Annotated in this window: 22 protein-coding genes; 10 read left to right on the forward strand and 12 right to left on the reverse strand. The window is 61.9% G+C overall.

Annotation, left to right across the window (positions count from 1 at the left end; translation table 11 throughout):
• Window positions 1–6: 6 nt before the first annotated feature.
• Both K3758_RS15320 and K3758_RS15325 read right to left on the reverse strand, forming a co-directional pair.
• Complete coding sequence (locus K3758_RS15320) at window positions 7–1,695, reverse strand: sensor histidine kinase (RefSeq protein WP_259946390.1); 1,689 nt, start codon at window positions 1,693–1,695, stop codon at window positions 7–9.
• A gap of 42 nt (window positions 1,696–1,737) precedes the next feature.
• The gene (locus K3758_RS15325; RefSeq protein ID WP_067260621.1) at window positions 1,738–2,439 is read right to left on the reverse strand and encodes a response regulator transcription factor; all 702 of its coding nucleotides are present in this window, start codon (window positions 2,437–2,439) and stop codon (window positions 1,738–1,740) included.
• A 379-nt stretch (window positions 2,440–2,818) separates the two neighbouring features.
• On the opposite strand from K3758_RS15325, the gene K3758_RS15330 reads away from it, so the two are divergent.
• Complete coding sequence (locus K3758_RS15330) at window positions 2,819–4,417, forward strand: phosphoenolpyruvate carboxykinase (protein ID WP_259946391.1); 1,599 nt, start codon at window positions 2,819–2,821, stop codon at window positions 4,415–4,417.
• Window positions 4,418–4,493: 76 nt separating this feature from the next.
• Here the strand turns inward: K3758_RS15330 and K3758_RS15335 are convergent, their stop codons facing one another.
• Window positions 4,494–5,402: a LysR family transcriptional regulator gene (locus tag K3758_RS15335; protein ID WP_259946392.1), complete on the reverse strand. Its 909-nt coding sequence runs from the start codon at window positions 5,400–5,402 to the stop codon at window positions 4,494–4,496.
• A gap of 164 nt (window positions 5,403–5,566) precedes the next feature.
• Here K3758_RS15335 and K3758_RS15340 point away from each other — a divergent pair, with 164 nt between their 5' ends.
• Window positions 5,567–5,923 carry a helix-turn-helix domain-containing protein gene (locus K3758_RS15340; protein WP_259946393.1) on the forward strand — a complete coding sequence of 119 codons (357 nt, stop codon included), beginning with the start codon at window positions 5,567–5,569 and terminating at the stop codon, window positions 5,921–5,923.
• A 135-nt stretch (window positions 5,924–6,058) separates the two neighbouring features.
• Here the strand turns inward: K3758_RS15340 and smc are convergent, their stop codons facing one another.
• The 7 genes from smc to K3758_RS15375 all read right to left on the reverse strand — a co-directional run bounded on the left by smc (window position 6,059) and on the right by K3758_RS15375 (window position 12,744).
• Window positions 6,059–9,514: a chromosome segregation protein SMC gene (gene smc, locus K3758_RS15345; protein ID WP_259946395.1), complete on the reverse strand. Its 3,456-nt coding sequence runs from the start codon at window positions 9,512–9,514 to the stop codon at window positions 6,059–6,061.
• 238 nt (window positions 9,515–9,752) lie between these two features.
• Entirely contained in the window at window positions 9,753–10,043 is a 291-nt protein-coding gene (locus K3758_RS15350) for a hypothetical protein (protein ID WP_259946396.1), read from the reverse strand.
• 95 nt (window positions 10,044–10,138) lie between these two features.
• The gene (locus K3758_RS15355; protein WP_259950121.1) at window positions 10,139–10,699 is read right to left on the reverse strand and encodes a F0F1 ATP synthase subunit B; all 561 of its coding nucleotides are present in this window, start codon (window positions 10,697–10,699) and stop codon (window positions 10,139–10,141) included.
• A 15-nt stretch (window positions 10,700–10,714) separates the two neighbouring features.
• The gene (locus K3758_RS15360) at window positions 10,715–11,251 is read right to left on the reverse strand and encodes a F0F1 ATP synthase subunit B' (protein ID WP_259946397.1); all 537 of its coding nucleotides are present in this window, start codon (window positions 11,249–11,251) and stop codon (window positions 10,715–10,717) included.
• 90 nt (window positions 11,252–11,341) lie between these two features.
• Window positions 11,342–11,566, reverse strand: coding sequence for a F0F1 ATP synthase subunit C (locus K3758_RS15365; protein ID WP_007118046.1), 225 nt, complete (start codon window positions 11,564–11,566; stop codon window positions 11,342–11,344).
• Window positions 11,567–11,630: 64 nt separating this feature from the next.
• Window positions 11,631–12,392 (reverse strand): F0F1 ATP synthase subunit A, encoded by a 762-nt coding sequence (locus tag K3758_RS15370; protein WP_067937983.1) that lies wholly within the window; start codon window positions 12,390–12,392, stop codon window positions 11,631–11,633.
• Window position 12,393: 1 nt separating this feature from the next.
• Window positions 12,394–12,744: an AtpZ/AtpI family protein gene (locus K3758_RS15375; RefSeq protein ID WP_007118048.1), complete on the reverse strand. Its 351-nt coding sequence runs from the start codon at window positions 12,742–12,744 to the stop codon at window positions 12,394–12,396.
• A gap of 240 nt (window positions 12,745–12,984) precedes the next feature.
• Between K3758_RS15375 and K3758_RS15380 the strand changes: the two genes are divergently transcribed.
• Entirely contained in the window at window positions 12,985–13,341 is a 357-nt protein-coding gene (locus tag K3758_RS15380) for a helix-turn-helix transcriptional regulator (RefSeq protein WP_259946401.1), read from the forward strand.
• Between the two features lie 194 nt (window positions 13,342–13,535).
• Here the strand turns inward: K3758_RS15380 and K3758_RS15385 are convergent, their stop codons facing one another.
• Window positions 13,536–14,462: a DMT family transporter gene (locus tag K3758_RS15385; protein ID WP_259946403.1), complete on the reverse strand. Its 927-nt coding sequence runs from the start codon at window positions 14,460–14,462 to the stop codon at window positions 13,536–13,538.
• Window positions 14,450–15,337 (reverse strand): LysR family transcriptional regulator, encoded by an 888-nt coding sequence (locus K3758_RS15390; protein WP_067627196.1) that lies wholly within the window; start codon window positions 15,335–15,337, stop codon window positions 14,450–14,452. The genes K3758_RS15385 and K3758_RS15390 overlap by 13 nt, the downstream gene beginning before the upstream one ends.
• Window positions 15,338–15,463: 126 nt before the next feature.
• Here K3758_RS15390 and K3758_RS15395 point away from each other — a divergent pair, with 126 nt between their 5' ends.
• From K3758_RS15395 to rimM, 7 genes are all read left to right on the forward strand, one after another.
• Entirely contained in the window at window positions 15,464–16,048 is a 585-nt protein-coding gene (locus K3758_RS15395) for an FMN-dependent NADH-azoreductase (RefSeq protein WP_259946405.1), read from the forward strand.
• 265 nt (window positions 16,049–16,313) lie between these two features.
• The gene (ffh, locus tag K3758_RS15400; RefSeq protein ID WP_259946407.1) at window positions 16,314–17,822 is read left to right on the forward strand and encodes a signal recognition particle protein; all 1,509 of its coding nucleotides are present in this window, start codon (window positions 16,314–16,316) and stop codon (window positions 17,820–17,822) included.
• Window positions 17,819–18,127, forward strand: a complete 309-nt coding sequence (locus tag K3758_RS15405) for a chorismate mutase (RefSeq protein WP_259946408.1) — start codon at window positions 17,819–17,821, stop codon at window positions 18,125–18,127. The genes ffh and K3758_RS15405 overlap by 4 nt, the downstream gene beginning before the upstream one ends.
• A 48-nt stretch (window positions 18,128–18,175) precedes the next feature.
• On the forward strand, window positions 18,176–18,562 hold the full coding sequence (rpsP, locus tag K3758_RS15410; protein ID WP_067939640.1) for a 30S ribosomal protein S16: 387 nt from the start codon (window positions 18,176–18,178) through the stop codon (window positions 18,560–18,562).
• A gap of 16 nt (window positions 18,563–18,578) precedes the next feature.
• Window positions 18,579–19,208, forward strand: a complete 630-nt coding sequence (gene bluB / locus K3758_RS15415; RefSeq protein WP_259946409.1) for a 5,6-dimethylbenzimidazole synthase — start codon at window positions 18,579–18,581, stop codon at window positions 19,206–19,208.
• Window positions 19,208–19,357, forward strand: coding sequence for a hypothetical protein (locus K3758_RS15420; protein WP_162931880.1), 150 nt, complete (start codon window positions 19,208–19,210; stop codon window positions 19,355–19,357). The genes bluB and K3758_RS15420 overlap by 1 nt, the downstream gene beginning before the upstream one ends.
• The gene (rimM, locus tag K3758_RS15425) at window positions 19,354–19,881 is read left to right on the forward strand and encodes a ribosome maturation factor RimM (RefSeq protein ID WP_259946411.1); all 528 of its coding nucleotides are present in this window, start codon (window positions 19,354–19,356) and stop codon (window positions 19,879–19,881) included. Before K3758_RS15420 ends, rimM begins: the two co-directional genes overlap by 4 nt.
• Window positions 19,882–19,893: the final 12 nt, after the last annotated feature.

Below are 19,893 nucleotides of genomic sequence, written 5' to 3' on the forward strand. Positions count from 1 at the left end.
CGTGTTTTATGTAGGCAGCCCCACGACAAAACGCGCGCCGAGCGGTTCGGAGGTGATGTCAGCTTCGGTTGGGCGAATATTCTCGGCCCAGATCACGCCGCCGTGGGCTTCGACGATCTGTTTCGAAATCGCGAGGCCGAGACCTGAGTTATTGCCGAAATGCTCTTCCGGGCGCTGCGAATAGAAGCGTTTGAAAATCTTGCCAAGCGCCTGTTCGGGAATGCCGGGGCCGGTGTCCTCGACCACGATCAGCACGCGGTTGGCACGCTTGCGCGCCCAGACCCGGATCGCATCGCCATCTTCGCAAAAGGAGATCGCGTTGGTGATGAGGTTCACAAAAACCTGCGCCAAACGGGCCTCAAGCCCATGTACGGTGATCGGCGCGGCGGGCAGATCGGTGATAAAGTCGATGCCCTTGGATTTCGCATCCTCGCCCAGATACTGGCCCAGATTGCCCAGCATTTGCAGCAGGTCGAAGGGCTCTTCCTCTTCCTTGACCAGTTCGGAATCAAGCCGCGAGGCATTGGAGATGTCGCTGACCAGCCGGTCGAGGCGGCGCACGTCATGCTCAATCACATCCAGCAGCTTCTCGCGTTGGTCGTCGCGTTTGACCATGCGCAGGGTGCCGACAGCAGACCGCAGAGAGGCGAGCGGGTTCTTGATCTCATGGGCCACATCGGCGGCGAATTGTTCGTTACCGTCGATCCTGTTGTAAAGCGCCGAGACCATCCCGCGCAGTGCGCCTGACAGGCGGCCGATCTCGTCAGGGCGCGCGGTCAGGTCGGGGATGCGAATGCGGCCGGGGTTCATCTTGCGCGCGTCCTTGTCGCGGCCCAGTTCGGCGGCAGTGGACAGTTCGGCCAGTGGGTTGGCAATGGTCGAGGCCAGCACGAGGCTGAGCCCGATAGAGACCAGTGTGGCGATGACGAACATCTGCAAAACGCGCTCACGTTCGCTGCGCACAAGGCGGTCAATCTCTCCCGCCGCGCTGGCCACGGCGACCACGCCGACGGGGGTGTCGCCCTGCATGATGGGGGTCACCACGCTGAAAAGCGTGCCTCCTTCGATGGCAAGCGTGCCTTCCAGCCGGGTGCCGCCGGTCACGCTGGTGCCGACCATGCCGCGCAGCTGTTCTTCGAGCGGTGGGGAGGCGGTGACCTCATCCGTGCCGAAGGGGGCCGAGACCCGCTCCCAAAGCCAGTTCAACCCGTCGTTCAACAGCGTCCGCTCGCCCGCTTCGGAAGCGGCGAGGGCTTCGGCGACGGTCAGGCTGCCAGCGGTGCGGGCCACCAGCGTTTCCGCCGGGTCATAGACGAAAACTTCGATGCCGCCGCGCAGGTCCAGCCCCTCAAGCGTGGCGGCCACATCGACACCGTCGCCGGTGGTCAGGTTCACAGGCGCCCCTGTGGGAAGCTGCGCTTCGATCACATCGGCGATCAGCTCAGTCTCGGACACCAGCGCCGCGGTGCGTTGCAGCGCCAGACTGTCGCGCGAGGAATTGAGGTAGAGGATCCCCGCCACCAGAACGCTGAGCGCGATGAGATTAAAGGTAATGATCTTGCGTGTCAGCGGCGAGGAGCGGAGCGAAAACAGCCCCCGCCGTTCGCGCTTGACCCGAATTTCATCCGGCGCGGCACTGTCAGGAGTGACCCAATCGTCCCCCAGTACAACATCACCGTCTCTGCCAGCAGTCATGTCCCGCACAAGCTTCCTTTCGACCCGCGTTAAGCGCCGGGTTTACTCTTCGTTATATCTATAGCCGATGCCGTAAAGCGTCTCGATCGCCGAGAATTCATCATCTGCGCTACGCATCTTTTTGCGCAGGCGCTTGATGTGGCTGTCGATCGTGCGGTCATCCACATAGACCTGATCGTCATAGGCCACGTCCATCAACTGATCCCGCGACTTCACGAAACCGGGGCGCTGCGCGAGAGCCTGCAACAGCAGGAATTCGGTCACGGTCAGGGACACATCCTTGCCCTTCCAGCTGACCGCGTGGCGTAACGGGTCCATCCGCAGATCGCCACGTTCCATCACTTTGGTCTCTTCGGTATCGCCCACCTCATTCGTCTCTACCGCGTCTTGGCGGCGCAGAAGGGCGCGAATACGCTCGACCAGCAGGCGCTGGCTGAACGGCTTTTTGACGTAGTCATCGGCCCCCATGCGCAGGCCCAGCACCTCGTCGATCTCATCATCCTTGGAGGTCAAAAAAATCACCGGCATCGCGGTTTTCTGACGCAAACGTTGCAGCAGATCCATGCCGTCCATGCGGGGCATCTTGATGTCCAGCACTGCCATATCCGGCAGTTTCTTGTTGAAGGCGTCCAACGCGGCTTGGCCATCGTTGTAGGTCTCCACTTCGAAGCCTTCAGCTTCAAGAGTCATCGAAACAGATGTCAGGATGTTCCTGTCATCGTCTACCAATGCAATCTTTGACATTGCCTGCTTCCTTATGCTGCTCAATTCGTTCTTATTTTTGGAGTCAGTGATCTCCAATATTACAGATCGAATCAATCCTTAAGTGCGAATCGTGCCTTTGAGATGCACCAATTCGGTCATAATTTGGTTAGGAATGGCTAAATTGCCGCACTTTAATTACTCTTACCCAAGATAAGACTAGGGCGGTGCGCATCGCTTTGGGCCGGGATCTAAGCGCTTCGAAACAAAGTTTTACATGATGGCGCTAACTGTGACAAAGCTGCCTGTTCAACCTGAAAACGCCCGTGTTAAGAGGCTCTCAAGGCCCCCGATGCCCAGGGCAATTGCGCCCGCTCGGACACGTACTGCGCTGCTCACGCGCTACCACAGGAGACATCATATGACATTTGGACGGGTAAACCCGCAGTTCAGCCTCGAAGATCAACAGATCAGCGGGCTCGGCGATGTCTATTACAACCTGACCGAGCCTGCGCTGGTCGAGGCGGCATTGAAACGGGACGAAGGCAGCCTCGGCAAAGGCGGTGCCTTTCTGGTGACCACCGGCAAGTTCACAGGCCGGTCGCCCAAAGACAAACACGTGGTCAAAACCGACAGCGTGGCCGACAGCATCTGGTGGGAAAACAACGCCGAGATGTCGCCCGAAGGGTTTGACGCGCTCTATCAAGACATGATCGCCCACATGCAGGGCAAAGACTACTTCGTCCAAGACCTCGTTGGCGGGGCAGACCCCAAGCACGCGATCAACGTCCGGATGGTGACGGAACTGGCATGGCACGGCCTCTTCATCCGCACCATGCTGCGCCGCCCCGATGCCGAAGCGCTGCAGGACTTCACCGCCGATTTCACCGTGATCAACTGCCCCAGCTTCCAGGCCGATCCGGCCAAGCACAACTGCCGCAGCGAGACCGTGATCGCGATGAACTTCGACCGCAAGATGATCCTCATCGGCGGCACCGAATACGCGGGCGAAAACAAGAAGTCGGTCTTCACCCTGCTGAACTACCTGCTGCCAGAAAAGGGTATCATGCCGATGCACTGTTCGGCCAACCATGCCACCGGAAACCCCGTTGATACAGCCGTTTTCTTTGGTCTGTCGGGCACCGGCAAAACCACCCTCTCGGCTGACCCTGAGCGTACGTTGATCGGCGACGATGAGCACGGCTGGTCCGACAACGGCACCTTCAACTTCGAAGGCGGCTGCTATGCCAAGACCATCAACCTCAACCCCGAGGCAGAGCCGGAAATCTACGCGACGACCTCCAAGTTCGGCACGGTGATCGAGAATATGGTCTTCGATCCCGACACCTTCGAACTGGACTTCGACGACGACTCGCTCACGGCCAACATGCGCGCCGCCTACCCGCTGCACTATATCTCCAATGCCAGCGAGAAGGCCGTCGGCGGCCACCCCAAGAACATCATCATGCTGACCTGCGATGCCTTCGGCGTGCTGCCTCCGATTGCGCGCCTCAGCCCGGCGCAGGCGATGTACCACTTCCTGTCGGGCTTCACCTCCAAGGTCGCGGGCACCGAACGTGGCGTGACCGAGCCTGAGCCCACATTCTCCACCTGTTTCGGCGCGCCCTTCATGCCGCGCCGTCCCGAGGTCTACGGCAACCTCCTGCGCGAGAAGATCGCCCAGCATGGCGCCACCTGCTGGCTGGTCAACACCGGCTGGACCGGCGGCGCTTACGGCACCGGCTCGCGGATGCCGATCAAAGCCACCCGCGCTTTGCTGAGTGCCGCGCTTGAGGGGCGTCTGGCAGAGGCTGAATACCGCAAAGACCCGAACTTTGGCTTCGACGTTCCGGTTTCGGTCAACGGCGTCGCCGACATCCTGCTCGACCCGCGCCGCACATGGGACGATCCGGACTCCTATGACCGTCAGGCGGCCAAGCTGGTCAAAATGTTCTCGGACAACTTTGAACAATACCTGCCCTATATCGACGACGATGTGAAAGCTGCAGCGATCAGCTAAGCCTTTGCGTTAGCATTCAAATTAGAAAGGGCCGCCTTTATGGGCGGCCCTTTTTGCATCGTGTCCTCAATGTTCTTCAGCCTGCAAATGTTACCTTTGCGTCCAACGGCATCTCGCTCAGGAAGCTATCATCCACACCGGCGATATTCACCGAGGTCGACCGGTCCACCGCCGCGATCAGGGCAAAGCTTTTGTCCGGATACCGCCCGGCCATCAGCAGGCGTTTGTAGGCCAATGGCACCGGCTCGCCCCCCTCTTCGCGGGGGATTTGGGTAACCACCTCGTCCAACCTAACGCCACAGGTCGCCTCCACCTCCCGAAAGGGGAAGTTCAGCATATTCTCAAACTCTGGCCCGCCCGGAAACAGCTTCAGTGGCCGTCCGATGCTGCTGCGCGCGTTGGTCCAGCCCCACCACTGCGTGTAGAACGATTTCTCCCCCACTTCGGTACAGATCCATCCATTGGGCGAGTCGCGATACACCAGCACATAGGGGCGCATGGCGCGAAAGGCTTCGCTCTCCAACTCTCCCCGGCTCATGCACCAGGCCTGAAGCGCGGCCTGCATCATCGCGGAGCCCCCATCCCAGATCAGTGACAAGGGCTGCTGCTGCTGGTGAAAACTCCATCCGTTCGGCTCTTCGTGCGAAAGGCGCAGCATCCCGTCGGCGTGGCGCGTCTTGCCATCCAGCCACAGCTTGCCCCGGTCAATGATATCGCGCGCTTCGGGCAAGGCCTCCACGCCAGCCTTAGTCAGGGAATAGCGCCGGTTCTCAATGGTGAACAGCGGCGCGCCCATCGCCTCTTCCAATTGCTGGATATGCCGCCGAACCGTTTGCCGCGTGCTTGCCAGTTGAGCGACCGCATGGCTGAGGTTCAGCGTTTGCGCCAAGGTCACGAACGAGCGTATCATCTCGAACAAAAGGGCCGGCGCAGGGTCCTTTTGCGGGGTCGGGGGCACGGGTGCGACCGGCTCAATATCGGACATATGTTGGTTCATAGGCAACGGATGGTACATGAATCATCCGGTAACGCAACATAATCCATCCAGCCAAGGTAAATCGGTTAACCCAAAGGGGCCATATCTAGGCAATTGATCCTCAACACATTGCGGGTAGTGAATGTATTGTACTCAACCTGAGGTATTGACCTATGTCCCACCCTGTAGACGTTCACGTCGGTCGCCGACTCAAGCAGGCCCGCACCCTGCGAAGGCAATCCCAGACCGATGTGGCGCGTGAACTCAAGCTGTCGTTTCAGCAGATCCAGAAGTATGAAATCGGCTCCAACCGGATTGCCGCCAGCCGCCTGCATGAGCTTGCCCGGATACTGAATGTGACCCCCGGCTATTTCTTCGAAGGGCTGGACGACGACCACCCCGAGAACAACAATGACCCCTCCCTTGAGATCGTGAATGCCATCGGCTCCATCAAGGACGATGCGGTAAAGGCCCGAATTCTAACGTTTATTGAGGACGTCTCTGGCGTCACAGTGTCGCGCAAAAGCTGATCGCGGCTCTCTGTCCACGCTAACTACGGCCTCGGCCACGCGGCTTGCAACAGCTTCACGGCAGCACGCAACCCCGCGGCAACCTGATGCGCACACGCTTTAAGGGCCGGCCCTCGCAACCGGCGTCTCCCACCTTTACGCGACCAGCGTTTCCGCTTTCTTAAGATCGACAGAGACCAACTGGCTGACCCCCTGCTCCGCCATGGTCACCCCAAAGAGCCGGTCCATCCGGGCCATCGTCACCGCATGGTGCGTGATAATCAGGAACCGCGTATCGGTCTGACGGCACATCTCATCCAGCAGATCGCAGAACCTGGTCACATTTGCGTCATCGAGCGGCGCGTCGACCTCGTCCAGCACACAGATCGGCGCCGGATTGGCCAAGAACACGGCAAAGATCAGCGCCATCGCGGTCAAGGTCTGCTCCCCGCCCGACAGCAGGCTCAGGGTGCTCAGCTTCTTGCCCGGCGGCTGGCACAGAATCTCCAACCCGGCTTCCAATGGATCATCGCTTTCGACCATCACGAGGTTCGCCTCGCCGCCACCAAAGAGGTGGGTAAACAGCATAGAGAAGTTCGCGTTCACCTGCTCAAAGGCCGTCAGCAGACGTTCCCGCCCTTCGCGGTTGAGGCCCGCGATGCCGCTGCGCAGGGTCTTGATCGCCTCTTCCAAATCGGCCTTCTCGGTCAGCAGCGCGCCATGCTCTTCGCGTATTTCTTTGGCGTCATCCTCGGCGCGCAGGTTCACCGCGCCCAAGGAATCCCGCTGCCTTTTGTAACGGTTCACGTCCTCTTCCAGCGCGTCCACCGGCGGGGTCTGATCCGCCTCGATGTCCAGCGCATCGCGCAGGGCCTCGGGCGTGACTTGCCGCTCGTCCTGAATGCGGTCCGCCGCATGGGTCACCGTCTCGCGCGCGGCATCGCGAAGGGCCTCGGCCCGGGCGCGGGCTTCCCGCGCGTCCGAGGCCTGCCGTTCCGCGTCGCGTTCGGCATCCGTCGCCGCCTTCAGCGCGGCCTCTGCGGCGGCCAGCGTGTCGGTCGCATGGGTGCGTCGCGTTTCGGCGGCGGTGATCGCACCGGACAATTCTTCCCGCTTCGCCGCGATTTCCGCCGGCACGGCACCCGCCTCGGCCAACTCCGCCTCGGAGGCGGCCTTGCGCTCCACCAATTCGGCGGTGCGCTTGCCCGCTGTCTCCAACCGGTGCCGCCAGCCGCTGACCTCTTTCGAGACTTCCTGCACCCGGCGTCTACGGGCTTCGCCTTCGCGGCGCAATTCGTCATGGGCCGAGCGGCGCGACATCATGGTGATCCGGGACGCTTCGACCGTCATGCGGATATCGTCGACAGTCGCACGGGCAGCGGCTAGATCGTCCAACCCCGCCAAGGTACGTTCGGCGTCCATCACTTCGGCCCGGGCGGTAATCGCGGCCTCCTCATGGCGCTTCACGGCAAGGCCAAGGGATTCCAGACGGCTTTGAGCAAGGTTGCGATCCGCCTCCGCCCGGCTCAGGGCGCGCCCCGCTTCGGCCACCTGTCGATCCGCGTCGCGCCGCGCTTCGCGGGCACGTTTGTCGGCCTCGGCCTGCTCGGCCAACCGCTGCTGCAGGGTCTCATGCGCGGCCCGTGCCGCATCGGCACGTTCGCTCACCTGTTCCAGCGCCTGTTTCAGAACTTCCAACCGGTTCAACTGCTGCAGGCGCAGAGCCGCAGCCGATGGCGCATCCTCGGCCATGGCGCGGAACCCGTCCCACCGCCAAAGATCACCCTCTGCCGAGACCAGCCGTTGCCCGGGCAGCAACTGCGCCTGAAGCTGCGTGCCCGCCTCAGGATCCACCAGCCCAATCTGGCTCATGCGGCGTTCCAGCACCTTCGGAACCGTGACATGCTGCGTCAGCGGCGTCGTCCCTTCGGGCAACGTTTGCGCCTCTGGGTAGCCCGGCAAAATCGACCAGCCAGAGGGCCGATCGGTAGCAACTTCTGGCGCGCGCAGGTCATCGGCCAAAGCCGCGCCAAGCGCCTTTTCAAACCCATGCTCAACCTGCAACTGGTCGAGGATCTGCCCGCCTTCCGCCGTGTCGCGTTCGACCAGCTTTGCAAGCGCGCCAACCTCTGCGCGCAGCGCATTCGCCTCGCCCTCGGCCTCGGACCGCTCTGCACGGGCATCGGCTTCGCGCGACTGCGTGTCGGCGCGGGTTTCTTCCGCAGCTAAAAGGGCCGCATCCGCCGCTGCTGAGGCCGTGACGGCGCTCGTCTCAGCCTGCTGGGCCGCTGCGAAATCCACACCAGCTTTGTCGAGGGTCGCTTGGCTCTGAGCGACTGCATCGCGGGCCTTGCGGGCTTCGGCTTCCGACTTCTCCAGCGTTTTGCGGCTGTCCTGAAGCAAACGTTCGGCCGAGCTGTGCCGCGCCGCCAGACGGGCGACATCTTCGGTCTGCTGGGAAAGGTCCGCCTCGCGGGTCTGCAAGACTTCCGCCGCCTCGCGCGCGGCCTCTGCCGCCGCCTCAAGGGCGCTGTCGTGCCCCTCATCGGCTGTGGCAAGCTCGGATGCTTCCCTTTCGAGCCGCTCGATCGTTTCTTCCGCGTCGCGGTTCAGCCCGCCTTCCCGCTCAATATCACGGGACAGCTGGGTGATGCGGCTGGTCAGGTTGTCGATCAATGCCGCGGCGCGGGTTTCTTGATCGGCCAGCGTGTCGCGCTGCGTGGTCAGACGTTGCAGAATCGCGGTCGCGATCGCCTCTTCCTCGCGCAAAGCGGGCAAGGCGGCCTCGGCCTCCTCCCGCCCTTCGGCCACGCGCCGCACCTGCGCTTCGGCCTCGGCCGTTGCGGCAACACGGGCGCGCAGGTCATCCTCGGCCTTGCCGCGCGCCTCGTCCGCTTCGCGCCAGCGGCGGTAGAGCAACAAGCCCTCGGCGCGGCGCAGCGCTTCGCCAATCTCGCGGTACTTCGCGGCCTGCCGCGCTTGCCGGGCCAGCGTGGCCAATTGAGCGGCCAATTGTTCAACCACATCATCAACACGGGCGAGGTTCTGTTCGGCCCCGTTAAGTTTCAATTCGGCCTCATGGCGGCGCTGGTAGAGCCCGGAAATGCCCGCAGCCTCTTCCAGAATGCGGCGGCGGCTTTTCGGCTTGGCGTTGATCAGCTCTGCAATCTGCCCTTGCCGGACCAGCGCCGGGCTATGCGCCCCGGTGGAGGCATCGGCGAAGAGCATCTGCACATCCCGCGCCCGGACATCCTTGCCGTTCACCTTGTAGGCGCTGCCGACATCGCGGGTGATGCGGCGCACGATCTCAAGCGCGTCTTGTTCGTTAAAGCCCGCAGGCGCCAGCCGGTCGCTGTTGTCGAGATGCAGCGCCACTTCGGCAAAGTTACGCGCCGGGCGCGAGGCGGCCCCGGCAAAGATCACGTCTTCCATGCCGCCGCCCCGCATGGCGGTCGGGCGGTTTTCGCCCATGACCCACCGCAAGGCTTCGAGCAGGTTGGATTTGCCACAGCCGTTCGGCCCCACGACCCCGGTCAGCCCGTCTGAGATGACGAGGTCGGTCGGGTCCACGAAGCTTTTGAAGCCGGTTAATCTGAGTTTGGAAAAACGCAAGTTTGCCCTGCCGTGATTGATTCTTGCCTGAGCGGCGAACTTGCCGTTTGGCACGGGTCCGAGTCAATCAAAAGCCCCAAGGGACAGGGGGCGGTAGGCGGTTATCCACAAGATATTGTCGTATCGCGGCGATTTCAGCGACTGGCCTCCGCCAGCCCCGCCGGATCGGCGCGTGTCGTCATTCTGACGCCGTCCAAGTCACAGCCCGACGTCCCGCCTCAGCCACAGCAAGCGCCCCCTAATCGCAATCCAACACGCCAAAGGCCAGCGCCTGATCGCCCAAGACCTCTTTCACCTCACAACCACTCACCTGTGCCATCGCACGCCCTGCCCGCGCGCGGATGGGGCCAAAGCGCGGCGCGTATTGGGTGTTCACCCGCACCGCTTCCGCCCGCTCCCCCCGGACACGCACATCGAAAACAGAGCCATCCACGGTGATGCGTTGGGCCGGCAGGCCCCTGAAGTCCCGACTAGGCGCTGTACAGGCCGCAAGGCCGATCACCACCGCAATGATAAGGAGCAAACGCATGGCTTGAGCCTGTCGCGGTTGGGTTAATAAAAGCCTAACGCAAAAGAAAAAGCCCCGGCGAGACCGGGGCTTTCAAAATTCGATGGGGCGCTGGCTTAGTGCAGCTTGGCTTCGACCTGGGCGATGCCATCGTCGATCAACTTGTTGCCCTGTGCAGCGGTCATCTGCTTGGCGATCACATCGCGCGCAGCGGCCACAGCGATCGTCACGGCTTGGTCGCGGACTTCCTTCACAGCGGCGGCCTCGGCCGAGCTGATCTGGTCCTTCGCGGCAGCCATGCGACGGTCAAGCGACTTGGCCATATCCGCCCGTGCCTGTTCGGCAGCAAGGCGGGCATCTTCCTTGGCGGAAGAGACGATGCGGTCCGCTTGATCCTGCACCTCCTTCTGCTTGCGCTCATAGGAGGCGAGCAAAGTCTGCGCTTCTTCACGCAGGGCGCGGGCTTCTTCCAGCTCGGTCTTAATGCCATCGGCACGTTTATCGAGCATGCCGATCAGCAGCGTCGGAACCTTGAAGTAGATCAAGATCCCGAGGAACAGCAGGAACGCCAGCAACACGATGAAATCGGTGTTGCGCAGCGAAAAGAAAGGCCCCGTGGCGGCAAGCGCCGGCGAAGCCGCAAAACCGGCGAGCAGGGTCGAAAGTGTCAGGCGCATGGATTTGGTCATGGCTTATCCTTTCATCCGCGCGTCGACGGCGGCATCAACGGTTGCAGCATCTGCCGTGCCACCAAGGGCGGCGACGAGAGCTTCTGCGGTGTCCTTGGCAACGGCTTGTACGTTGTCCATGGCGCCCGCGCGAATTTCGGCGATGGCTTTTTCCGATTCCGCCACTTGCGCGGCAATCTCGGCATCGGCCTTGGCCATTTCGGCATCCAGATCAGCCTGCATATCCGCCTTGGCTTGGGCCACGATCTGCTGTGCCTCGGCACGGGCGTCGATCAGGGCCTTGTCATAGGCGGCTTCGGCTTCCTGTGCCTTGACCTTGAGGTCTTCGGCAGCCGCGATGTCATTGGTGATGGTTCCTTGGCGCTCGGCCAGAACCGCACCGATACGGGGCAAAGCCACGCGCGACAGGATCAGGTAGGTGGCGATCAGCGCGAGGATCAGCCAGAAAATCTGGTTGCCCCAGTGATCGAAGTTCAGCTGCGGCATGCCCGGTGTGGCTGCTGCCTCGGCCAGTCCGTCGCTAGTTGTTACAGTTGCCATCGTGGCTTCTCCTTGGAAACTTTGCCGTTACAGCCGGGCAGACACGGCGATGCGCGCCTGCCCGCTCGTAAGGATTACAGTTCCGAGAGCTTAGACAGCGAACATCAGCAGCAGAGCGACGAGGAACGAGAAGATCCCCAGAGCTTCTGCAAACGCGATGCCGATGAACAGGGTCGCTGTCTGGCTTGCGGCTGCCGATGGGTTGCGCAGTGCGCCGGACAGGAAGTTTGCGGCAACGTTGCCGACACCCAGGGCTGCGATGCCTGTGCCGAGACCTGCGATGCCTGCGCCGATATGTGCGAGTTGACCTTCCATTGGGGTATCTCCTTACGATTGGAAGTTAAAACTTTGACGGGAAGCCCCGCCGTTGTTGGGGTTGTTAGTGTGCAGGGTGCAGCGCGTCCTTGAGGTACACGCATGTCAGGATGGTAAAGACATAGGCCTGGATAAAGGCCACCAGCACTTCGAGACCGTACATCGCGGTAATCGCGAGCACCGACACCGGCGAGATCACTGCGATGGCAGCGAAACCGGCGAAAACTTTGATAACCGCGTGGCCCGCCATGACGTTACCAGCCAGACGAATGGAGTGGCTAACCGGGCGCACGAAGTAGCTGATCAATTCGATGATCGCCAACACCGGGCGCAGGGCCAGAGGTGCCGAGGACACCCAGAAAAGGCTCAGGAACGCCGCGCCGTTTTTGACAAAGCCGACTACGGTCACGGTGATGAACACGGCCAGCGCCAGCACCACGGTCACCGAGAAATGCGCGGTGGGGGTAAAGGCTGTCGGGATCAGGCCAAGGAAGTTCGCCATGACGATGAACATGAACAGGGTCATGATATAGGGGAAGAACTTCAGCCCTTCTTTGCCGCAGATGTCCTCGACCATCTTGTGGATGAAGCCGTAAGCCAGCTCAGCAACCGATTGCATCCGGCCCGGAACGACCGAGCGGCGCGCGCTGCCCAGAACGAGCATCGCGAAGGTGGCCAGAACCGCCAGCGCCATCCAGAAGGTGGCGTTGGTGATGGTGTACCAAGCAACGGAAGCATCGTCGCTAAAGAGCGGCGATACGATGAACTGGTCCATCGGGTGGAATTCCAGACCGCCTGCTGCGGCACCGTCTATCTCTGTTGCCATCTCAGGCTCCCTCGTCCTTGCCCGAATGGGGCGTATCCTGTTCGGCCAATTCGGCCTGTTGTTTGTCCTGGATTTCCTTAGCGGTGCGGAGCATCGTCTTCACCCCCGCCGCAAGGCCCAGCATTACAAATAGCACCATGAAGATGGGCAGCGTGCCAAAGAGCACATCAAGCCCGTATCCGATGCCGAAACCGATCCCAAGACCGGCCACAAGTTCGATCACCATCCGCCATGCCATATTGGCCTGAGAATAATGCTCATCCGCTCGGGGCTTGGGTGCGCCGCGTTGTTTCGCAGCCGCCAGTTTGGCCTCAAGCTGCTCCATCTGCTGCCGTTGGTCCGGGCTGGTCACACCAAAATCCCCTTAGGAATATCTGCTGCGGTGCTACTGTCAGGGCGGGTTAGAGTCAACAACCTTGGACGCCGGAGGTTTTCTCGCTTTTACAGCGGGTTAGGCGGAACGAGACACTGCCACCCTTGAAACAGCACAGGCAAATCCCAGTGAAACCGCGCCGGATGCTTATTCAACCCGGTGGTTAAGTTAGCCGCAATGGCCGCTTTCCCACCCCCGCGCCCCGCGCTATGCAGGCACATGACCCAAGACCTAGATCAGGTGTTTGCCGCCCTTGCGGACCCCACCCGCCGCGCCATCCTCGCGATGCTGCTGGAGGATGATATGGCCGTGACCGACGTGGCCGAGCCGTTCGAGATGTCGCTGGCCGCGATCTCGAAACATCTGGGCGTGCTGACGGCGGCGGGGCTGATCAGTCAGGAAAAGCGGGGGCGTGTGAAATGGTGCAAACTGGAGCCGGATGCCTTGCGGAATGCGTCGGTCTGGATGCAGGGGTTCGGGCAGTTTGAGCCGGTGAACCTTGATGCCTTCGAGCGATTTCTGGAAATCGAACTGCCTGAGGCTGCGGAAGGCGTGACGCGCTCTGGGTCTGAGTAAAGTTAGTGATCCCCCCTTGCCACGAGGTAAATAAGACAAGGGGAGGATCAATCGACGGTCAGATGACGCCGAATGCAAAACGCAAAATAGCCAATACCACTACGATCAACCCGATCAGGTAAATAATACTACGCATGGTTGTGTCCTTCACTTTGATTTCACGCCCCAACGCGGGATCACGCGCTCTGGTTCCATCAAATCTGCATCTTTTTGAATTTTTGTGATTTTTCCGCGCTGTCATCGCGCAGCAGCAGGTAAAGCGCCAGAATGGTCAGTAGGACGCCACCCCAAATTAGCCCGCCCGGCAGGGCATTGCCAAAGCCCAGCTCCCACAGGATCACCCAGCTTGGCGTGAGATAGGTATAGGCCATCACTTTCGCCGAGGGCAGCCGCAGCGCCGCGAATTGCAACAGAACCACCGTCGCCGCCGTGGCAAAGACCGCAACGTATAGAATAGTGATCCAGACCAAGGGGCGAAGCGCACCCCAGTCCGTCGCGCGAATATCCTGCCAGCCGTACAGCCACAACAGCACCGTTCCCGCCAGCAAGGTGCCAAAGGTGAACATCACCGCGCTCTCGCCTCGGTTCAGCCGCCGTACCATGGGCGTATAAAGTGCGTGACTAATGCAGCCGACGAAATAGATCGCCTCCCCCCGGCCGATGTCGAACGCCAACAGCGCCGCGAGGTCGCCGCGAAAGATCACCCACAGCGCCCCGGCCCCGCCGATCGCCAATGCCAGCGCCATGCGCGGCGTCATGATCTGCCGCATCAAAGCCCATGCAAAGCCCGCCGCCATGACCGGGACGAGGGTAAAGACAGCCGCCGCAGCCACCGGGGGCGCGGTCTTGAGCCCTTCGAACATGAGCACGAAATAGAGTGTAAAGAGCCCCGCCAGCACGAAATAGCGCCAAGGTGCTGCAAAGCCTGCCCGGTTGATATCGCCCCGGCCCCAGGCCAAGGCTCCGACCAATACAGTGGCCAATGCGAACCGAACGGCATTAAGGGCCGTGGGCGTGATCTCATTCGCCACCTGCGCCCCGAGCGAGAATGACCCCGCCACCAGCGCCGAGAAACAGAGCATCGCCAGATGCCCCTGCGCCGAAGCGCTTATTCGGGACATGTGACCGCATCCTCGGCATGTTCCTTCAGGAACCGCAGCACCGCCTGCACCTTACTGGTGCGGTGCAGATCGACATGGGTGACCAACCACAGGGCACTGCTCCAATCCGGGCGCGGGGCATGAATCTCAACCAACTGCGGATCATTGCGCCCCATGGCGGCGGGTAGGCCACCGATTCCTGCCCCGGCCCGCAGCGCCGCCTCCATCGCCGCGCCGCTGGTGCTGCGCCACGTCACGCTTTCCTCTGGCACCGTGGCCCAGAGCCACTTGTGATAGGGCGCGCGGCTGTCCCGGTTATCGGCTGCGATGAAGCGGTGCTTGTGGTAGTCCTCCGGCCCCTGCGGAATGCCGAATTGCGCCACGTAATCCCGGCTCGCATAGGCCCCGACCGCCAGTTGGGCGTAGGGCTGCACCACATTGTCGGGCTGGTCCGGCGCGGCCCCGGCGCGGATGGCGACATGCGCCTCGCCATACTCCAGCCGGAACAGGCGATCCCCGATCAGGTAACGCACGACCAACTCAGGGTTCTGGCGCTGAAATTCGCTTAACAATGGCGCCAGTTGCGGGGCGAGGAAATCTAGCGATGTGATCACCAATTCGCCCGACACGTCACTGCCGCGCCCCTTGATCCGCCCGGCCAATTGGCTGAACTGATCATCCGTGGCCCGCGCCACCCGCAGCAGATCCTCGCCCGCCTCGGTCGCCGTATAACCGCGCGCGTGACGCTGGAACAACTTCACGCCAAGCCGCCCCTCCAAGGCATCGATATGGCGGATAACGGTGGCATGATGCACGCCCAACACCTCTGCCGCGCCGCTGACGGTGCCAAGCTGCGCGACCTGATAGGCCGTCCTGATCTCATCCCAATTGTCCATGGTTCACCCTGCCTTCCTGACCTGTGCATTTACGAACATGGTCACGCTCATTCTGGCAGTTGCGTTCGGGAGCACAATGCCCAATTCCATGTCATCAGATTGACCCTTGGAACAAGGAGCCGCCAAATGGCCACCCTGCGTATCGAAACATCCGTGAACCGCGAGAGCTCTGTCACCCGTAAGCTGACAGACCGCATCATCTCAACCCTTGGTGATAGCGATGTGGTTACCCGCGACATCGCCACCGAGCCCCTGCCGCTGATCGATTCCACATGGGCCAGCGCCCGCGTGAAACCCGTCGAAGAGCGCAGCACCTTGGATCAAGAAGCCCTCGCCCTGTCCGACGCGCTGGTCGCCGAGGTCCAAGCCGCCGACACCATCGTCATCAGCGCGCCGATCTACAACTTCACCATCCCCGCGTCTTTGAAAGCGTGGATTGACCTGATCGCCCGCGTCGGGGTGACCTTTAACTACACGGCAGACGGCCCCGTTGGCCTGCTTGAGAACAAGCGCGTGATCGTCGCCTTCGCCTCTGGCGGCACCGGCATCGATTCCGCCGCTGATTTTGCCAGCGGCTACCTGCGCTTCGTGCTGGGGTTCTTGGGCATCACCGATGTGACCTTTGTCGCAGCGGACCAATTGGCCGTTGACGCCGAAGGCACCATGGCCCGCGCCAACGCCCAGATCGACGCGCTGCGCGACGCGGCCTAAGCAGCCTCGCCCTCAGAAACAGCCGCGTCCCGTCACCGGGGCGCGGCTTTTGCATGGCGGTGCTTTGCCGCCCGCCCTGCCCGGCTTGACTCGCGCCGCGCCAGCGCGTAAACGCCCCTCAATCTCCGGAAGCATTGCCTTCCGGTCCCGGCATGGCGTCGGGATCGCCCCCAGTCAGCGCGTTGCGCCCACTGGGGCATTTGTGCATTTTCGCGCGCGTCCTTAAGTAGGGGCAAGTGCAACCGACCCGAAAGGCCCTGTGCCCATGTTTGAAAATCTCAGCGAACGGCTCTCTGGTGTCTTTGACCGCCTGACCAAACAAGGCGCGCTCAGCGACGAAGATGTCAAAACCGCCCTGCGCGAAGTGCGCGTCGCCCTGCTGGAGGCTGACGTTTCGCTGCCCGTGGCGCGCGAATTCGTCAAAACGGTGCAGGACAAGGCCACCGGCCAAGCGGTAACGAAATCGGTCACACCCGGCCAGCAGGTCGTCAAAATCGTCCATGACGCGCTGATCGATGTGCTGAAAGGCGAAGGCGAGCCCGGCGCGCTGAAAATCGACAGCCCGCCCGCCCCGATCCTGATGGTCGGCCTGCAGGGCGGCGGTAAAACCACCTCCACCGCAAAACTCGCCAAACGCTTGAAAGAGCGTGATGGCAAGCGCGTGCTGATGGCCTCGCTCGACGTGAACCGCCCTGCGGCGATGGAGCAGCTTGCCATCCTCGGCACGCAGATCGGCGTCGACACGCTGCCGATCGTCAAAGGCGAAAGCCCCGTCCAGATCGCCAAACGCGCCAAGACGCAGGCGGGCTTGGGCGGCTACGACGTCTATATGCTCGACACCGCGGGCCGCCTGTCCATCGACGAAGAGTTGATGAGCCAAGTCGAAGCCGTGCGCGATGTGGCCAATCCACGTGAAACATTGCTGGTTGTCGACGGCCTGACCGGCCAAGACGCCGTGCACACGGCCGAGAATTTCGACGCGCGTATCGGCATCTCCGGCGTCGTGCTGACCCGGATGGACGGCGATGGCCGTGGCGGTGCGGCGCTCTCGATGCGTGCGGTGACCGGCAAGCCGATCAAATTCGTCGGTCTGGGCGAGAAGATGGACGCGCTTGAGACCTTCGAGCCCGAGCGCATCGCGGGCCGCATCCTCGGCATGGGCGACATCGTGGCCCTCGTCGAGAAGGCGCAGGAAACCATCGAGGCCGAACAGGCTGAGAAGATGATGAAGCGCATGGCCAAGGGTCAGTTCAACATGAACGACCTGAAGATGCAGCTTGAACAGATGATCAAGATGGGCGGCATGCAGGGCATGATGGGCATGATGCCCGGCATGGGGAAAATGGCGAAACAGGTCGAAGACGCCGGTTTCGACGACAAGATCCTCAAGCAGCAGATCGCCCTCATCCAGTCCATGACCAAGAAAGAGCGCGCCAACCCTGCCCTGCTGCAAGCCAGCCGCAAAAAGCGTATCGCCCGCGGTGCCGGCATGGAGGTTTCCGACCTCAACAAGCTGATGAAGATGCACCGCCAGATGTCCGACATGATGAAGAAGATGGGCAAAATAGGCAAAGGCGGCATGCTCAAGCAAGCCATGAAAGGCATGATGGGCAAGGGCGGCATGCCCGGCGGCATGGACCCTAGCCAGATGGACCCAAAGGCGCTCGAAGCGGCGGCCAAGCAGATGGGCGGTAAGCTGCCCGGCGGTCTTGGCGGTATGGGCGGCGGTATGGGCCTGCCCGGCGGCCTCAGCGGTTTCGGGAAAAAGAAATGACCGATACCACCACAGATACCGCCAACCGCGCCGCCGAGCTGTTGAAGGGGCACCGCGCCTCGATCGACCGGCTCGATGCGATCCTCGTCTATACGCTGGGCGAGCGGTTCAAACACACACAGGCCGTGGGGAAACTCAAGGCCACACACGACCTTCCCCCGTCCGATCCAGCCCGCGAAGCGGCCCAGATCGCACGGCTCGAAGATTTGGCGAAAGAGGCCGACCTCGACCCCGAATTCGCCAAGAAGTTCCTGAACTTCATCATCGCTGAAGTCATTCAGCACCACAAAAGCCACCAATCGTAAGGCGGGGCGCAGCCCCTTCTTGCTTACCAACTCAAAGGACTACTCATCATGGCCATGAAAATTCGTCTCGCCCGCGGCGGCTCCAAAAAGCGCCCCTTCTACCGTATCGTTGCAGCCGACAGCCGCATGCCGCGCGACGGCCGCTTCATCGAGAAGCTGGGCACCTACAACCCGCTGCTGCCCAAAGACAGCGAAGACCGCGTAAAGATGGACGTTGAAAAGATCGAAGCATGGATCGCCAAAGGCGCCCAGCCGACCGAGCGTGTGACACGTATGCTGGAAGCCGCTGGCGTTCGCGAAAAGACCGAGCGTAACAACCCCAAAAAGGGCACACCGGGCAAGAAAGCCCAAGAGCGCGTGCAGGAGAAGGCCGATAAAGCCGCTGCCGCTGCTGAAGCTGCCAACGCCCCTGCTGAAGAAGCTTCCGCAGAATAAGCCGCGAGCGCCCGGCATGGATGCATTCTCTGAAGACTTCCGTGCCGGGCTGCACGACCTGATGCGATGGCGGCGCGATGTGCGCCGCTTTCGCACAGACCCGCTGGACGAGGCACTGGTGCAAACCTGCCTCGACAGCTTTGCCCTCGCCCCTTCTGTGGGCCTGTCGGAACCATGGCGGATCATTCGCGTGCAATCTGACACCGCGCGCCAAGCCGCGCTTGAGAATTTCGAAACAGCCAATGCCCGCGCCCTTGCCGGATATGACGGTGACAAGGCCGCGCTCTATGCCGGGCTCAAGCTTTCGGGCATGAGCGACGCGCCTGAGCAATTGGCAGTTTACTGTGATGAAAGCACCGACAAAGGCAGCGGCCTTGGTGCCGGGACAATGCCCGAGATGCGCCGCTATTCCGTGGTGGGTGCGATCAACTATTTGTGGCTCACCGCCCGCGCCCATGGCCTTGGGCTGGGCTGGGTTTCCGTGCTTGACCCTGCGCGGCTGAACCGTGATCTTGCCGTTCCAAACGACTGGTCGCTGGTGGCCTATGTCTGCATGGGCTGGCCCGAGGACAACAGCCTAACGCCAGAACTGGAAACCAAGGGGTGGGAGGTGCGCGCCCCGCACCTGAAGGTCGAGGCCCGTTAATGAAAAAGCTACTGTTCCTTCTGTCCGTGCTCGTGCTCGGCTTTGTCCTTGGCATCCGCTACGATCGGCAGTTAATGCAGGACGAATGCAAAGCCGGGGCCGGAGAATGGACCGGGACGATCTGCGTGAATTCGGAGTTGTTGCAATGAGTGACCAAGACCTGATCTGTGTCGGTGCCATCGCGGGCGCCTACGGCGTGCGCGGCGAAGTGCGCGTGAAAAGCTACTGCGCCGTGCCCGAAGACATCGAGGGCTACCGCCCGCTGAGCACCGAGGATGGCAGCCGGACCTTCACCCTTGCTCTGCTGCACCCGGTCAAGAACGGCTTTGCCGCCCGCATCGCCGAGATCACCACCAAGGAAGAGGCCGACGACATGCGCGGTGTCTCGCTCTTTGCCGCGCGCGACCAACTTCCCGGCCTGCCGGATGATGAGTTCTACCACGCCGACCTCATCGGGCTTGAGGTCTATGACACCGGCGGCGCGCTGCTGGGCCGCGTGAAAACGGTGCAAAACCACGGGGCGGACGACCTGCTGGAACTGCAATTGGCGGGCACCTCGGCCACCACATTCCTGCCCTTCACCAAGGCCGCCGTGCCGACCGTCGATCTTGCATCGGGCCGGATCGTTGCCGACCCGCCCTTGGGCGTGCTGCCGGATGGCAAGGATGGCTGAGACCGGAGCCGG

The sequence above is a fragment of the Sulfitobacter sp. W002 genome (assembly GCF_025142135.1).
GTDB classification, from domain to species: domain Bacteria; phylum Pseudomonadota; class Alphaproteobacteria; order Rhodobacterales; family Rhodobacteraceae; genus Sulfitobacter; species Sulfitobacter profundi.

Coding starts and splice junctions, on each gene's coding strand:
- K3758_RS15360 (WP_259946397.1), bottom strand. CDS start 11,251: ATGGCAACTGTAACAACTAGCGACGGACTGGCCGAGGCAGCAGCCACA.
- K3758_RS15325 (WP_067260621.1), bottom strand. CDS start 2,439: ATGTCAAAGATTGCATTGGTAGACGATGACAGGAACATCCTGACATCT.
- K3758_RS15380 (WP_259946401.1), top strand. CDS start 12,985: ATGACCCAAGACCTAGATCAGGTGTTTGCCGCCCTTGCGGACCCCACC.
- K3758_RS15390 (WP_067627196.1), bottom strand. CDS start 15,337: ATGGACAATTGGGATGAGATCAGGACGGCCTATCAGGTCGCGCAGCTT.
- K3758_RS15340 (WP_259946393.1), top strand. CDS start 5,567: ATGTCCCACCCTGTAGACGTTCACGTCGGTCGCCGACTCAAGCAGGCC.
- K3758_RS15420 (WP_162931880.1), top strand. CDS start 19,208: ATGAAAAAGCTACTGTTCCTTCTGTCCGTGCTCGTGCTCGGCTTTGTC.
- rpsP (WP_067939640.1), top strand. CDS start 18,176: ATGGCCATGAAAATTCGTCTCGCCCGCGGCGGCTCCAAAAAGCGCCCC.
- K3758_RS15385 (WP_259946403.1), bottom strand. CDS start 14,462: ATGTCCCGAATAAGCGCTTCGGCGCAGGGGCATCTGGCGATGCTCTGT.
- rimM (WP_259946411.1), top strand. CDS start 19,354: ATGAGTGACCAAGACCTGATCTGTGTCGGTGCCATCGCGGGCGCCTAC.
- K3758_RS15350 (WP_259946396.1), bottom strand. CDS start 10,043: ATGCGTTTGCTCCTTATCATTGCGGTGGTGATCGGCCTTGCGGCCTGT.
- bluB (WP_259946409.1), top strand. CDS start 18,579: ATGGATGCATTCTCTGAAGACTTCCGTGCCGGGCTGCACGACCTGATG.
- K3758_RS15320 (WP_259946390.1), bottom strand. CDS start 1,695: ATGACTGCTGGCAGAGACGGTGATGTTGTACTGGGGGACGATTGGGTC.
- K3758_RS15335 (WP_259946392.1), bottom strand. CDS start 5,402: ATGTCCGATATTGAGCCGGTCGCACCCGTGCCCCCGACCCCGCAAAAG.
- K3758_RS15370 (WP_067937983.1), bottom strand. CDS start 12,392: ATGGCAACAGAGATAGACGGTGCCGCAGCAGGCGGTCTGGAATTCCAC.
- K3758_RS15395 (WP_259946405.1), top strand. CDS start 15,464: ATGGCCACCCTGCGTATCGAAACATCCGTGAACCGCGAGAGCTCTGTC.
- K3758_RS15365 (WP_007118046.1), bottom strand. CDS start 11,566: ATGGAAGGTCAACTCGCACATATCGGCGCAGGCATCGCAGGTCTCGGC.
- ffh (WP_259946407.1), top strand. CDS start 16,314: ATGTTTGAAAATCTCAGCGAACGGCTCTCTGGTGTCTTTGACCGCCTG.
- K3758_RS15330 (WP_259946391.1), top strand. CDS start 2,819: ATGACATTTGGACGGGTAAACCCGCAGTTCAGCCTCGAAGATCAACAG.
- K3758_RS15355 (WP_259950121.1), bottom strand. CDS start 10,699: ATGCGCCTGACACTTTCGACCCTGCTCGCCGGTTTTGCGGCTTCGCCG.
- K3758_RS15405 (WP_259946408.1), top strand. CDS start 17,819: ATGACCGATACCACCACAGATACCGCCAACCGCGCCGCCGAGCTGTTG.